Below are 13,780 nucleotides of genomic sequence, written 5' to 3'. Positions count from 1 at the left end.
CGCCCCGACGGACGCGCGGCACGGGCCGGTTACGGCCAGGCGTTCAGTTCGGGCAGGGAGGCCGCTGTCGTGGTGGGCGCCACGGAGTGGGGGCGGCCCGAGATCCAGGCGGCCAGCGAGCGCAGGGAGCCGCGGACCTCGGCGCCGTCGCCGGTGCCCTTGCGCCACTCCTGGCCGGTGTCCTCGGCGACGAGGACGGTGCCCTCGGGCAGCCGAGGCTGGAGGAAGGCGACGACATGGGCGGACAGCGCGGTGCTCCAGTCCTCGGAGCGGTGGCCCGCGCCGAGGTCGACCCCGTGCAGTTCGGTCTCCCGCCACCAGGCCAACTGCGTCGCGAACAGCGGCGAGTTGCGGTACGAGGAGGGCAGGTCCCAGCCGTCGGGACCGAGCGCCGCCCACGCCTCCTCCAGGGCGGTCAGGCCCTCCTCCAGCTGCTCGCGCAGCCATTCCACGGGGCGGTCGTGGAGTTCCTCGATGCGCCGGTCACGGGTGGGACGGCCGCCGTCGTACACCTCTACGGTCCGGCCCTCGACGGCGTACCGGGCCTGCCGGGCGAAGGCCCGGGAGAGGTCCGCGAGATGGATCAGGACGTGGCCCCGGGTCCAGCCGGGCAGTTCGATCGCCGCGCGGGCGTCCTGCTCGCTGAGCCCGGCCGCCTCGGCGCGCAGCCGCTCGTGCGCCGCGGTGATCTCCTTGAGCCGCTCCGGGATCTCGATGCCGCCGTACTCCGGGGCGTTGTGAGGGGTGTTGCTCATGCCGGGGTCCTTTCTGCGTCTGTGTACGTCGTCTCCGTACCGGCCGGGGATCCCTGCGGCATGAACGCGTTGATCCAGCACAGGATGTCCCGGATGACGTGGTGGTCCTTGTTCGGACGGAGAGCGCCGATCTGGTGGTACATCACACCTTCGCTGGGCGGGCCCAGGAAGGTGATCCGCGACTCGACCGTCTCATCCGCCCGCACCGGGTGGAATTCGGGGGTCAGGTCGAGTCCGCCGGGGACGAAGTCGGCTTCTCCGACACCGGGGTTGGTCCATTTGCGCACCAGTCCGCGGCGCAGCAGGTTGGGGTAGACGGGCATCACGTCGCGCTCCGCGTCGAAGGCGTGCACGCGGGCGTCCACCAGCACGTCGGCGTGGCGTTCGGTGCCGGTGACCGGCCCGCGCACCCGGAACCGGCCGCTGTCCTCGTCGGTCTCGACATGGGCGCCGGGGCCGGCCGAGATGTCGACGTGGCCGGAGCGGATGAGCGCGGTCACCTTCTCCATGGCCTCGACCGAGGCGCCCTGGCAGAGCCGGTTGTGGTGCGGGGTGTACACGCCGAGGAAGGTGCGGTGCGAGGAGGCGCGCAGACCGCCGAAGTCGACCGCGTCGATCACCACCCCGCGCAGGTCGCGCCAGGCCGCGTCGGCGGCGGCCTTCGCCGGGTTGCTCAGATTGCCCTGGGCCGCCCAGCGGATGTCCACATCGAGGAAGTCGAGGAAGGTCTCGACGTACGCCTCGGCGTTCGGGTAGCCGCTGCGGGGGACAGGGGCGATCGTCCGCTCCCAGGAGAAGCGGTGCTCGGCGGCGCGCAGCGCGTGCCGCCACGGCGAGTCGGCGGCGGCCGCGGCGGCCGCGAACCGCTCCGGGGCATCGGCCAGTTCGAGCAGTTCGGCGGCCCGGTCGGCACCGTGGACCACGGTGAGGAAGGAACCGAGCAGCCCGGCGAGCGGCGGCTGCCCCTGCGGCTGTGCGCCGGCCGGGGCCGCACGGCCCGCCAGCGCCTGGTCCACCCGGTCGGCGGCGGACCGCGCCAGCTCATCCAGCGGGGCCAGCAGGAACGCGGCCGCCTCCTGGTGATCCGCGAACGCGTCGGCGTCCGCGAGGAACTTCTCGTACCCGGGCCGGGCCGCGCGGATGGCCGCCGCACGGAACTCGGTGCCGTACAGGGTGCCGTAGTAGATCAGCGACATCTCCAGCAGGATCAGCGGGAAGACGTGCGCCTCGAAGTCGAGCTGGCGCTTCTCGTGGCCGCCGATCACGTTGGACACACCCACGGTGGCGCGCAGTTGGGCCACGGCGGCCGTGGTGAGGAACGGGCCCTTGTACTCCAGGGCCGCGATGTCGCGTTCCTTCTCGTTGTACGGGCGGGCGAAGGTGAACAGTCCGGAGCGGCTGAAGGCGACGACGGAGTCGGGCTCGCGCCCGCACGGCCGGTACTCCAGCCGGCCGTCCGCGTCCCGTTCGAAGGTGCCTCCCCTGCCCTCGGTGAGGTACAGCAGCACGTCGATCCCGGTGAGCCCCATGCCCAGGCAGGCCACGGTGGTTCCGGGGCCGGTGCGGGCAGGGTCGAGGGAGCGCTCCAACGGGTAGGCGTTCGGGATCAGATGGGCCTGGTGCCGGGCGGTGAAGTCGGCCCAGGCCGTCTGGCGCGGATCGAGCTCGGGCCGGTTGGAGGAGTGGCCGGTGAGCATGAGGACGTAGTCCGCCTCGTACGGCGTCGCCCCGTCGGCGGTGAGGATCCCGAACCGCTCGCCGCGCTCCTCCAGGTCCACCACCTCGGAGCGCTTCAGCGTGACCGTGACGCCCTCGGCCGCGCGCAGGATGTCGACGTAATGGGTGAACTGGTCCTTCAGGGCGAGGCCGTGCAGATAGCGCTTGGGCCAGTCCTCGGCGACCAGGTCGAAGCGGGCGTCGCCGGTCTCCTGGAACTTCCTGCGGCACCACTGGAGGAAGGTGGGCCGTTCGTCGGCGGTGAGCAGGGGGCCGGCCTCGACGACGCTCTCGTCGGCGGCGAACGCCACCTGGCCCACGACCCGGTTGAGATAGCTGGTCCTGGTCTGATCGGGGCTGTGCACCTGCCCGGGACCGAATTCGCCCGAGAGGTCGTAGATCACGATCTCCAGGCGTACGGAGCGGTCGTTGGCGCGCACCAGCGCGGCGAGCCGTTCCAGCACATAGGTGCAGGTGGGTCCGCCGCCCACGATGGCCAGGTGAATCGGCGCAGCGGCTTGGGCGTTGTCGGTCGTCACCGGTTCACCACTCCTCTTTCTCGGTCTCGTGCTTGCTCAGGACGTCGTCGAACGCGGCGAAGAAGCCGGCGATGTCGGCCGCGGTGAGCTGGCCCATGTTGGCCAGCCGGAACACGCCGGCGGACTTCGCCTGGGTGGCGTAGATGACGTAGCCGCGCTCCTTGAGCCCGTCGTGGAGTTCGTCGTACGTCAGGCCGCCCGACAGGTGGGCGTTGGTGATGGAGCCGGCCCGCTGGTGCGGGGGCAAAAGCAGCTCGATGCCCCGCTGTTCGAGGCCTTCGCGGATCTCCCGGGCCCGGTCCGCGTAGCGGCGGCCGCGGGCGGCCACACCCTCTTCCAGGGTCAGGTCCAGCGCGGTGTCCAGAGCGCGCAGAACCTGAAGGGCCGGCGTGAACTGGGGGCTGCGGTCGAGGACCTGGGCACGGTAGTTGGCGAACAGGTCGAAGTAGAAGGTGCGTGCGGGCAGCGGCTCCAGCGCGGCGAACCGTTCCCGCGGGGCGCAGACGAAGCTGATCCCGGGCAGTCCCTCCAGGCACTTGTTCGCGGTGCCGACGCACCAGTCGACGTGGTCGGCGACGACGTCGAGCTCCTCCGAGCCCAGGCTGCTGATGGCGTCGACGATCAGCGACCGCCCGTGCCGGGCGACGAGGGCGCCCAGCTCGCGCAGGGGGTTGAGCATGCCGGTGCTGGTCTCGTGGTGGACCACGCCGATGTGCGTGACGTCGGGGTGCTCGTCCAGGAAGCGGTCGACGGCCTGGAGCGGGATGGGATGGGCCCACCCGAACTCGAGATGGTCCACGTCGATGCCGTGGACGCGGGCGATGCGCAGCAGCCGTTCGCCGTAGTGGCCGTTGTCGAGGACGAGGAGTCGCCCGTCGGCCGGTACGACGGAGCTGACGACCGCCTCCAGGGCCGCCGTACCCGAGCCGGTGAGCAGCACGGCGGTGTGGGAGCCGGTGCCGCCGCACACCTCGGCGATCTTGTCGGCCACGGTGACCAGCAGCTCCTGGGCCTCTGGTTCGCGGTGGCACTCGTCGGGCGAGGCGATGGCGGTACGGACCCGGTCGTGCACGTTGACCGGACCCGGGTTCAGCAGGACGACCCGGTCCTGGCGGTCGGGCGCGGTGGTCATGGGGCGTTCTCCAGGAAGAGGGCGGGGGAGGGGGTGGTGCCGCTCGGGGCGTGCCGGGAGATCAGCGTGCGCGGGGCGTCCTGCGGCCAGTCCGGCAGCGGGGCGAACAGGTGCCTGAGGTCTGCCGCGGTGCGGTCGCCGCGGGTGATGACGCACTCGGCGCCGCGCCGGGCGGAGTCGGCCAGCGCCTCGACCTTGCCCTCCATGGCACCGGTGGCGTCCCAGGCGTCCGTCCAGAACAGGGCGCGGGCTGCCGCCAGGTCGTCCGGATCGAGGTGGGCGAGAACCGGGGAGCCGGGGCCCCCGGTGTGGATGCCGTCGACGTCGGTGAGGGCCACCACCCGGACCGGTCCGAGGCCCAGGTCCAGCAGGACGGCGGGCACGTCGTCGCTGCTGAGGATGCGCAGGGTGCCCTCGGCGGTGAGGAAGCAGTCGCTGGACAGCACGGGCAGCGCGCCCTGGGCGAGCAGCCGGCCGACGACCGCGGTGTGGTGGGCCCGGGTGCCGTCGGGCCGCTCCTCCAGCATGGAGGTGACCTGGAGCGGAACGGCCCGCACGCCCCTGGCGCGCAGCCGGGTCGTCCACGCCCAGCGCATCAGGAACGCCGGTTCGGTCAGGGCGACGGCGGCGTACGGGTCGTCCTTGGCCGCCTTGATCCGCAGCCCGACCGGATGGCACAGCGCTCCGCCGCCGGTCACCAGGACCACCCGGCCGGGGTAGGCGGCGACCAGGTCCGCGAGCAGGGCGGCGTAGTCGTCGATCGCCGTGTAGTCGGTCTCGCCGGTGTGCTGCTTGTCGGAGAGAAGGCTGCCGCCGACCTTCAGGACCAGCAGTCCCGGCTCCGCGGCCCGCGCATCGCCGCCGGTCACTGGAGCGGCACATTCGAGGCGGTGCCCCCGGTGTGCCGGCCGGGGTCGAAGAGGCGCGCGAGGAAGCTCTGCTGCCAGCGTGCGCTCTTCCCGTCGAGAGAGCCGTACTGCTCCAGGTAGTCGGTGTCGTCCGGGCGCACCTTGTCGAGCACCCACACGGGCACGGACCGCGGGTACAGCACGGCGGTGAAGTGCAGGGCGTAGTAGACGATCGCCTCGGCGCCGACCTGGCTGACCCGTTCCAGGAACCGCTGCCAGGCGTCGTCGTCGGTGGCCTCGGCCACCAGGCTCAGATCGAGGAACTTGCTCAGTTGCAGATCCTGCTTGTTCTCGAAGAAGTGCAGGCTGACCGCCTCCTTGTGGAGGTGGGAGCACAGGTCGAGCAGCCGGTCGTCCGGGGCCGGGACCCAGGCGGGGACGCCGCACAGCACCGCGGGTGCGGCCCGGTCGAGCAGTTCCCCGGCGGCCACGGATATGCCGGTCTTCTTCTGGAAGATGTCATGGCAGATGTCGACGTTGAAGTCGGTGATGTCGGGGCGGCCGCCGGGTTTGCGGTACGGCAGCTGGTTGCTGAGGTTCAGCTTCCAGAACAGCTGGGTCTGGCGGCTGTACGGCTCGATGCGCTCGCCGTCCTCGGCGACCTGCCCCTGGAGGTAGCCGAGCCGGGTGAGCACCTCGTGGGCGGCGGGGGCGTCGTCGCGGGCGAGCAGGACGTCGAGGTCCGCGATGCGGCGCAGCGCCGGGTCGTGGTACTCGCCCTCGCCGAGGGAGAAGCCCTTGCGGACCGCGAACGGCAGTCCGGCGGCGGTGAGTTCGGCGAAGACACGGCCGAACTCGTCGGCGAGCGCCTGGTTGCGGGACCGGTTGCTCAGATAGGCGCCGATGAACACCCAGGAGTAGGGGAAGCCCGGGGAGTCTCCCGCCTTGCGGTCCAGGCGGTACCGGTCGACGTGCCGGCCGACCAGGGGCAGCATCTTGTGCCAGGCGGCCGACTCCAGGAACGCCCCCCAGTCGTGGTCGGGGTGGGCCGCCAGGGCGCGGATCTCCGCGACGTCGGCCTCGCTCAGGCGCAGTCGGGCGAGCCTGAGCAGCAGCCGGGCGTGGTGGGGCAGGTCGTCGACGGTCACCTCGGCGGCGGGGGCGTCGGCAGCCGGTACCGGATTCGTGTTCTCGCTTGCCATGTCACACCTTTGCCGGGGTAGTGCCGTCCTGCGTCAACTGGCGCAGCGCACGGTGGTCGGTCTTGCCGTTCTGGGTCAGCGGCAGCGCGTCGAGCTCGGTGAGCCGGCGCGGCACCATGGCCTCGGGGAGCGAGTCGGCCAGGTAGGCCCTCAGCTCCTCGGCGGGGACGGGGGCGAGCAGCGTGTAGCAGGCGGCGAGTTCGGGCCGCCCGTCGACGACGGGCACCACGACGGCGCACTCGTCGACCGCGGGATGGCGTCGCAGGACGACCTCGATCTCGTCCAGTTCCATGCGCACTCCGGCGACCTTGACCTGCCGGTCCACGCGTCCCAGGTAGTGGACGATGCCGTCCTCGAAACGCGCCAGGTCGCCCGTGCGGTACAGGCGCCCCGTGGGGGAGTGCTGGTCGAAGGGGTCGGTGAAGAACGCGGTGGCGTTGTTGTCGGGGTCGTTGACGTAGCCGAGTCCGACGACCACTCCGCCGACGAAGAGCTCACCCGCCTCGCCGGGGTCTGCGGCCCGCCAGCGGCCGTCGTCCTCGCGGGCGAGGAGATAGAGACGGGCGCCGGTGACCGGTGCGCCGACCGGGAGCCGGGGGCGGGCGGTGTCCTGGGCGGTCACCTCGTGGTGGGTGATGTCGTCCGAACACTCGGTGGGGCCGTAGGCGTTGAGCAGCCGGATGTGGGGCGCGGCGGCCAGGAAGCGGGCGGCGAGGTTGGTGTGCAGTTCCTCGCCGGTCGAGATCAGCCAGCGCAGTTCGGGCAGGGTGACACCGCTGCGGCGCTCGGCCTGCTCGGTGATCCAGCCGACGACGGTCGGTACGAGTTCGACGATGGTGACGCCGGACCGTTCCAGGACGTTGGTCAGGCGCCGCGGGAAGGCCAGTTCCGGCTCGCGCACCACGACGACGGTGCCGCCGACGAGGAGCGGGGCCAGCATCTGCCAGATGGAGATGTCGAAGACCAGCGGGGCGGTGAAGGCCAGCCGGTCCGCCGCGGTCAGGCCGAGGTCCTCGACCTTGGCCCAGAGGTGGTTCGTCATGCCGCGGTGCTCCACCGAGGCGCCCTTGGGCCGCCCGGTGGTCCCGGAGGTGAAGATGCAGTAGCGGGGCTCCAGCGAGTGGTCCGGGGCGTCGTCGGCGAACGGGGCGGGCCCGGGTGCGGTGGGCTCCGACGCGTCGCCGTCGGGTGCCGCGACCACCGTCGTGCCCAGTTCGGCCGCCGCTTTCACGGCCGTACGGCCGCGCGGGCCGCCGCCTCCCGGGTCGCCGGAGTAGTCGAGCAGCAGGTCGGCCCCGCTGCGCTCCAGTACCTGGCCGACCCGCTGGGCCGGCCAGTCGGCGGCGATGGGCAGATAGACGGCGCCGAGGCGTTCGAGGGCGAGGAACGCCGCGATCGTGTCGGGGGAGCGGTCGCCGACCGCCGCGACCACCGTGCCGGCCTCACAGCCGGCCGCGCTCAGTACCGTGCGGAACCGGTCCACGCGGGCGAGCAGTCCGGCGTACGTCAGGGTGGACTCGCCGTCGACGACGGCGGTGCGGTCGGGGGTGCGGGCCGCGGTGCGGGCCACCCGCGTCAGCACGCCGGACGCGGTGTCGAACCGGCCGCCGTCCAGGCCGAGGCCCAGCTCGCGGGCCCGGTCCGCGGCACCCGGGACGAGCGGCAGCTCCGTCGGAAGCAGGGTCGCGGTCATGAGGCGCCCACACTCTGGTGGCGGTCCAGCTCGTGGAAGAAGCCGCCGATGGGGACGGTGTCGCCGGCGGCGGTGGCCAGCCGGTGCACATGGGCGCCGACGACGAGGTCCAGCACGCCCAGGCCGAACGGCGAGAAGATCACGGGCCGGTCGGCGGGCGCGGTGAACTTGCCGGCGAGGACGTCGTACAGCGTGGCGTCCAGGAAGTCGCGGTTGCCGGTCTGCTGTTCGGCCAGGTGCACGGAGGTGTCGGCCTTGAGCACATGCTCGACGTCGTCGACGACATTGGCGCTGCGCAGCACGACCTCGGTCCCCAGGTCACGCAGCGAGACGTGCAGCACCAGCGGGTTGTGGTCGAACCAGGAGGGATCGACCACATGCGGGGTGGCCGCGGTGGTGGCGAACACGATCAGGTCCGAGGAGCGGATCAGGGACTCGGCGTCCTGGTGGATCCGCACCGGCCTGCCGGTCGGTCCGAGGACCTGGCCGGCGAAGGAGGCGGCGTACTCCGCGCTGAGGTCGAACACCCCGAACTCGTCGACCTGCCAGCCCAGTTCGGACAGGTACTCCTGGATGAACCGGGCGATCAGGCCGGTGCCGAAGAAGCCGACGCGGCGTGGAGTGCCGCGCTGCCCGGCCAGCCGGCGGGCGGCGGAGGCGGCCGACGCGGCGGTGCGCACCGCGCTGATGATCGACCCTTCGAGACAGGCGTAGGGGTAGCCGGTGCGCGGGTCGTTGAGCAGCAGCAGCGCCGAGGCGCGCGGAATGCCCAGGTCGAGGTTGGCGGGGAAGCTCGAGATCCATTTGATGCCGTCGACCGCGGCCTCGCCGCCGACCGAGGCCGGCAGCGCGATGATGCGCGCGGTGGGCCGGTCGGGGAAGCGGAGGAAGTAGGACGGCGGGTTCACGGTCTGTCCCTCGCCGTGGAGCCGGTAGGCGTCCTCGACCAGGTCGATGATCTCCGCCCGGCGTCCCGCCAGGCTTGTGTGGACGGCCTCGCCCGGGACGACGGAGAATCCCGGAGGTCCGGCCTGTTGCTCAGCCATTGCTGTCTTCCCGTTCCATGTGAAGGTCGCCGTAGGTGTCCTGGACCCACGCGTCGTCGTAAACCGTTTCGATGTAGCGATCGCCCAGATCCGCGGAGATGGCCACCGCCTTCAGCGAGCGGCCCGGGTCGTGCTCGGCCAGCCATCCGGCGGCGCCGCTGACGACGGTTCCGGTGGAGCCGCCGAGGAGGAATCCGTAGCGGGCCAGACGCCGGCACATCCGCACCGCGTCCTGCTCCGGCACCCGGACCACGTCGTGGACCAGGTCCCGGTGCACGAAGGGCATGGGTTCGCTGGCGCCGAGCCCGGGCAGATGGCGGGGGCCCGCGGACAGGCCGAAGTTGACCGAGCCCACGGTGTCCACGCCGACGATGCGTACCTCGGGCCGGTTCTCCCGGAAGTACTCGGCGCAGCCGCTGAGCGTCCCGCCCGTGCCCACGCCGACGAAGAGCACGTCGAGGCCGGGGAACTGCTTCGCGATCAGGGGCGCGGTGTTCTCGTAGTGGGCGAGCCAGTTGGCCGGGTTCTCGTACTGGTTGAGCCATACGTAGCCGGTGTTGTGCTCGCACAGCTCCCGTACGAGGGCCTTGCGCGCGGAGAGGTAACTGCCGCTCGCGTCGGGCCTGTCCACCACCACGACCTCGCTGCCGAGGGCCCGCATCAGCTTGACGGTGGCCGGGTTGCACTTGGGGTCGGTGACACAGACGAAGGGGATCGACCGCGCCGCCGCGACGATGCTCAGCGCCACGCCGAGGTTGCCCGAGGAGGATTCGACGAGGGTGGAGCCCTCGTCGATCAGGCCGTTGCGCAGGCCGGAGGCGACCATGGACGTGGCCGCCCTGAGCTTCACGGAACCCGCGAAGTTGAACCCCTCGCACTTGAGGTGCAGCGGGATGCCGACGGTGTGGTCCAGGTCGATGTAGACGTCGCTGTCGAGCAGGTCGTCCGCCGTAGAGATGATTGCCAAGGGTCCTGTCCGCTTCTGTGCGCTGGTCCGCTCACGGCCGCCGTCCGCTCGTCCCTCTCCCGCCGCGCGGCTGTCCCCGCGATCAGCTGTCGAGCTTCTGCCAGGCGTCGAGTCCCTGGAGCGCGAAGATGTCCTTGACGGAGGCGATGGATCCTTCGAGTGCCGTGGTGTCGCCGTTCTCGTACACGGAGCGGTAGGTGTCGCGCAGGGCGCTGACGGTGGCGCGCAGGCCCTGGTTGGCGTAGATGACGACGGAGACGCCGGCCTGCCGGATGTCGTCGATGTGCCAGTCGGGGTAGGTGGTCGGGACAATGACCACGGGGACCCGGAAGTCCCAGCCGTCCAGGAAGCCGACGACCTGGTCGCGGGTCTTGACCTTGGAGTGGACGAGCACGGCGTCCGCTCCGGAGTCGGCGTAGGTGCGGCAGCGTTCCAGGGCCGCGTCCACGTCCAGGCCGCTGATAAGGGCCTCGGTGCGGGCGATGACGAAGGTCTCCTTGGAGGCCTGCGCCTCCTTGGCGATCTTGATCTTCTTGGCGAACTCCTTGGTGCCGAGCAGCGTCTGACCGCCCGCCACGAAGCTGTTCATCTTGGGGAACAGCTTGTCCTCGAGGCAGAGTCCGGTGATGCCGGCCGCCTCGAACTCGTGGACCATGTGCCCCACGTTGAGGTTGCCGCCGTAACCGGTGTCGCAGTCGGCCACGACCGGGATGCGCAGCACCTTCTGGATGTTCGCGGCGGCTTCGAGGTACTCGGTCATGCTCAGGATGCTGGCGTCGGGCAGCCCGCGGGACGCGGAGACCTCCAGGCTCGACGACCAGACGGCCTGGAAGCCGGCCTCCTCGGCCAGCAGTCCGCCCAGTGCGTGGTTCGCTCCCGCGACCCGGACGACGTCGTTGTCCGCCAAGACGGAGCGGAATGAGGGGTATATGGGTCGCTGCACGCCTGAAACTCCTGGTCTTTTGACAGTGAGATGGCAATCCTTGCCACGGTGCTGAGCTGTGCTGAGTCGTGCCCGGGCTGCGCTGAACTGCTGTGAGCTGCCGAGATCCAGCCAGGGGAGCGTTTGATCGATCGGCACAGTCCATGAAGCTAGATGGGCTTGGCAAGAGTTGTCAATTGCTTGTCAACGGATTGCCAACGTGTTCCAATCGTCCTGGCCCGGCTGTCGGGCCGACGGGAAGCAGAGAGGAACAGCAGAGAATGAGCACCACGCTCGCGCCTACTCACCCACGCACTCTGGAAGTCCCCGCCGAGGCGTTCCACACCTTCTCGGAGCAGGCTCAGAGCGAACTGGCCGCCTATGTGGCCGAACTCGACCGGCAGCACCCGCGGGCACGGGTCGACGCCGTCGAGGTGGACCTCACCGCCGTACCGCTGTTCGCCGCGGAGGTCGACGGGAGCCGCGACGTCATCGACTCCCGCACCCACTTCATCGTGTACGACCGCGTGGCAGGCGTGCGGTCTCTGCGCCAACAGGCCCTGTACGCCTGGGTGCTGGGCACCGCGCTGGGCCGGCCCATGGTGCAGAACACCGACGGCTGGCGCCTGATCGAGGTGTACGACCGAGGCGTGCGGAAGACCATCGAGGACGGCGCCCGCTACCACCAGACCAAGCAGGGCTCGTACATGCACAACGACGCCGTCAACGACGTCGACCCCATCGACTACCTGCTGCTGTCCTGCGGCCGCTCCGCCTACATCGGCGGCGAGAGCATCCTCGTCGACGCGAAGCCCGTCCACGACGTCCTCGCCGAGCACCCCGACGTCCTCAAGATCCTCACCCAGGACTTCTGGTTCGAGAAGCGCGGCATGTCGCTGACCGAGGAGACCGGCTTCTTCCGCTCGCCGATCATCCGCTACACCGCCGAGGGCGAACCGCTGGTCCGCTACTTCCGGACGTACATCGAGGTCGCCCACGAGAAGAAGGGCGAGCCGATCACCGACGAACAGCGCGCCGCCCTCGACTTCTTCGACGCCGTGCTGGACCAGTCGTCCGTGCAGTACCGCATCCGCCTCGAACGCGGCCAGACCCTGGTCTCCGCCGACGACCGGTTCCTGCACACCCGCACGGCCTTCTACGACCGGTTCGCGCCCCGCGAGATCGACCTGAGCGCCGACAGCCCGGAGCAGGTCAACCGCTACATGTTCCGCATGTGGTCGAGCAAGTAGCCCCGCATCGCCCGCCGTCACCAAGACCGGCACGTCCAGCCGAGGAGAACACCCCATGCGACTCAGTGACTCCCTCCGCTCGGTGGGTCACGACCTGGCCGCCGAGATGCGCCGGCAGCGCCCGCACGACTGCGTCGCGACCTCGGCCGCGGTGCAGTCCTGGCACCGCCTGGGCGGCCGGTACGCCGAAGGGAAGGTCCGTGACATCAGCGTGCAGCGGGGACAGGCCACGGCCGCCCGCTATGTGCTGCGCGACTCCTACCGGCACCGTGCCGTCTTCGGCCTCGACCCGACGGTGGCGCGGCCGGCCGCCGAGGACACCCGGGGCCCGGCGGACCACCGTGGACCGCACGACGGACCCGTGCCGCAGTGGATGGAACTGTCCTCCGCGCTGCGCGCCCTGACCGAACTGGAGGAAGCCGCCCGGAAGTTCGACCCGTCGGTCGCACAGGTCGTGGTGGACTTCGAGCTCGGGGAGCAGGACCTGGTGCTCGCCGACGACACGGGGCTGTACGACGAACACCGCCTGCTGAGCTATCTCACGATCCGGGTGATCGCCCGCCGCGGCGGCCGCGTCGCCACCGGCTTCTACACCCCGGGCATCAGCGGGCCGCTCAGCGGCATCGACGTCCGTGCGGCCGGAGAAGAGGTGGCCCGCCGCGCGGTGACCGGGCTCGACGCCAGACCCGCACCGGTCGGCCGGCTCCCCGTCGTGGTCGCGGGCGGCCGGGGCATGGTCCTGCTGCACGAGGCCTGCTGCCACCCCCTGGAGGGCGACGAGGTACTGCGCGGCTCCGTGTACGCCGGCCGCCTCGGCGAGGACATCGCCTCCCCCCTGGTCACCCTGGTCGACGACCCCACGGTCCCGCAGGCGGTGGGCAGTTACACCTACGACGACGAGGGCACCGCGGGCAACCCGACCACCCTCATCGAGAACGGCGTGCTCACCGGCTACCTGACGGACCAGGAGTCGGCGGCCCGCCTCGGCCGCTCCTCCAGCGGCAACGGCCGGTGCACCACCGCGCTGGATCCGCCCCAGCCCAGGATGACCAACACCTGCCTCGCGGCCGGCACATCGAGCGTGGCCGACATCATCGCCTCCACCGGGCACGGCATCTACGCCCAGCACGTCGGCGGTGGCGAAGTCATCGAGTCCACCGGCGAGTTCACCTTCCGGGTGACCAACGGATACCTCATCGAGAACGGACGGGTCACCGACCCGATAGAAGAGACGACCATCACGGGAACGGGATCGCAGGTGCTCCGGGACATCGACGCCGTGGCCGACGACAGCACGGTGGGCGCCGCCAAGTGCGGCAAGTTCGGACAGTGGGTGACGGTCGGCGTGGTCGGCCCCACCCTCCGGGTCGGTTCGCTCCTGGTGGGCGGTACCGAGCGATGAGCGGCCCGACGACGAGCACGAGCACCGCCGCGACGGCGAGCGACGCCCTGATCGAGGAAGCGGCACGGCACGGCGCCGACGCCGAGGTGTGGACCCTGCGCCGGCACACCGACGAACTGGTCTGCCGCCTCGGCACGGCCGAACGCCGCAGCGACGTGACCACCGGCGCCACCGCCCTCACCGTATGGGCGGACGGCAGCGAGGGCTACGCCGTGCAGAACATCCCCGACTCCCGCGACCCCGCCCTGGTCACCGCCGCCCTCGCGGTGGGCCGGGCGCTGCCCGGGACCGACGCCGTCGCCCCGCCC

The 13,780-nt window shown here is 71.2% G+C and carries 12 protein-coding genes; 3 read left to right on the top strand and 9 right to left on the bottom strand.

Translation table 11 applies throughout. From position 1 onward, the window contains the following. Nucleotides 1-29: 29 nt before the first annotated feature. From HLK59_RS04605 to HLK59_RS04565, 9 genes are all read right to left on the bottom strand, one after another. On the bottom strand, nt 30-755 hold the full coding sequence (locus tag HLK59_RS04605; protein ID WP_171139910.1) for a maleylpyruvate isomerase family mycothiol-dependent enzyme: 726 nt from the start codon (nt 753-755) through the stop codon (nt 30-32). Beyond that, on the bottom strand, nt 752-3,010 hold the full coding sequence (locus HLK59_RS04600) for an FAD/NAD(P)-binding protein (RefSeq protein ID WP_171139909.1): 2,259 nt from the start codon (nt 3,008-3,010) through the stop codon (nt 752-754). The genes HLK59_RS04605 and HLK59_RS04600 overlap by 4 nt, the downstream gene beginning before the upstream one ends. Before the next feature lie 4 nt (nt 3,011-3,014). Beyond that, nucleotides 3,015-4,142, bottom strand: coding sequence for an aminotransferase class V-fold PLP-dependent enzyme (locus HLK59_RS04595; RefSeq protein WP_171139908.1), 1,128 nt, complete (start codon nt 4,140-4,142; stop codon nt 3,015-3,017). Beyond that, complete coding sequence (locus tag HLK59_RS04590; RefSeq protein WP_171139907.1) at nt 4,139-5,011, bottom strand: hypothetical protein; 873 nt, start codon at nt 5,009-5,011, stop codon at nt 4,139-4,141. Before HLK59_RS04590 ends, HLK59_RS04595 begins: the two co-directional genes overlap by 4 nt. Beyond that, nucleotides 5,008-6,192 carry a nucleotidyltransferase family protein gene (locus tag HLK59_RS04585; RefSeq protein ID WP_171139906.1) on the bottom strand — a complete coding sequence of 395 codons (1,185 nt, stop codon included), beginning with the start codon at nt 6,190-6,192 and terminating at the stop codon, nt 5,008-5,010. Before HLK59_RS04585 ends, HLK59_RS04590 begins: the two co-directional genes overlap by 4 nt. Before the next feature lies 1 nt (nt 6,193). Further along, on the bottom strand, nt 6,194-7,885 hold the full coding sequence (locus HLK59_RS04580; protein WP_171139905.1) for an amino acid adenylation domain-containing protein: 1,692 nt from the start codon (nt 7,883-7,885) through the stop codon (nt 6,194-6,196). After that, nucleotides 7,882-8,931 (bottom strand): 2,3-diaminopropionate biosynthesis protein SbnB, encoded by a 1,050-nt coding sequence (gene sbnB, locus HLK59_RS04575; protein ID WP_171139904.1) that lies wholly within the window; start codon nt 8,929-8,931, stop codon nt 7,882-7,884. The genes HLK59_RS04580 and sbnB overlap by 4 nt, the downstream gene beginning before the upstream one ends. Next, a complete protein-coding gene (gene sbnA / locus HLK59_RS04570) occupies nt 8,924-9,898 on the bottom strand; it encodes a 2,3-diaminopropionate biosynthesis protein SbnA (protein ID WP_171139903.1) in 975 nt (324 codons plus the stop codon). The genes sbnB and sbnA overlap by 8 nt, the downstream gene beginning before the upstream one ends. Before the next feature lie 82 nt (nt 9,899-9,980). Continuing rightward, nucleotides 9,981-10,841, bottom strand: a complete 861-nt coding sequence (locus HLK59_RS04565) for an isocitrate lyase/phosphoenolpyruvate mutase family protein (protein WP_171139902.1) — start codon at nt 10,839-10,841, stop codon at nt 9,981-9,983. A gap of 260 nt (nt 10,842-11,101) precedes the next feature. Between HLK59_RS04565 and HLK59_RS04560 the strand changes: the two genes are divergently transcribed. The 3 genes from HLK59_RS04560 to HLK59_RS04550 form a co-directional block, all read left to right on the top strand. Beyond that, a complete protein-coding gene (locus HLK59_RS04560; protein WP_171139901.1) occupies nt 11,102-12,070 on the top strand; it encodes a TauD/TfdA family dioxygenase in 969 nt (322 codons plus the stop codon). Between the two features lie 55 nt (nt 12,071-12,125). Then, nucleotides 12,126-13,472 (top strand): TldD/PmbA family protein, encoded by a 1,347-nt coding sequence (locus HLK59_RS04555; RefSeq protein ID WP_171139900.1) that lies wholly within the window; start codon nt 12,126-12,128, stop codon nt 13,470-13,472. Then, nucleotides 13,469-13,780 (top strand): hypothetical protein (locus tag HLK59_RS04550; protein ID WP_171139899.1); only part of this gene is annotated, 312 nt, incomplete at its 3' end. The genes HLK59_RS04555 and HLK59_RS04550, both read left to right, overlap by 4 nt.

This window comes from Streptomyces sp. S3(2020) (genome assembly GCF_013044505.1).
Taxonomy (GTDB): Bacteria; Actinomycetota; Actinomycetes; order Streptomycetales; family Streptomycetaceae; genus Streptomyces.
The sequence above is the reverse complement of the archived record's forward strand: the minus strand, read 5'-3'. Positions and strand labels throughout refer to the sequence as shown.

What these genes read in the sequence shown, in the direction of transcription:
- HLK59_RS04605 (WP_171139910.1), bottom strand. Translation starts at nt 755, where the DNA reads ATGAGCAACACCCCTCACAACGCCCCGGAGTACGGCGGCATCGAGATC.
- HLK59_RS04595 (WP_171139908.1), bottom strand. Translation starts at nt 4,142, where the DNA reads ATGACCACCGCGCCCGACCGCCAGGACCGGGTCGTCCTGCTGAACCCG.
- HLK59_RS04585 (WP_171139906.1), bottom strand. Translation starts at nt 6,192, where the DNA reads ATGGCAAGCGAGAACACGAATCCGGTACCGGCTGCCGACGCCCCCGCC.
- HLK59_RS04580 (WP_171139905.1), bottom strand. Translation starts at nt 7,885, where the DNA reads ATGACCGCGACCCTGCTTCCGACGGAGCTGCCGCTCGTCCCGGGTGCC.
- sbnB (WP_171139904.1), bottom strand. Translation starts at nt 8,931, where the DNA reads ATGGCTGAGCAACAGGCCGGACCTCCGGGATTCTCCGTCGTCCCGGGC.
- HLK59_RS04560 (WP_171139901.1), top strand. Translation starts at nt 11,102, where the DNA reads ATGAGCACCACGCTCGCGCCTACTCACCCACGCACTCTGGAAGTCCCC.
- HLK59_RS04555 (WP_171139900.1), top strand. Translation starts at nt 12,126, where the DNA reads ATGCGACTCAGTGACTCCCTCCGCTCGGTGGGTCACGACCTGGCCGCC.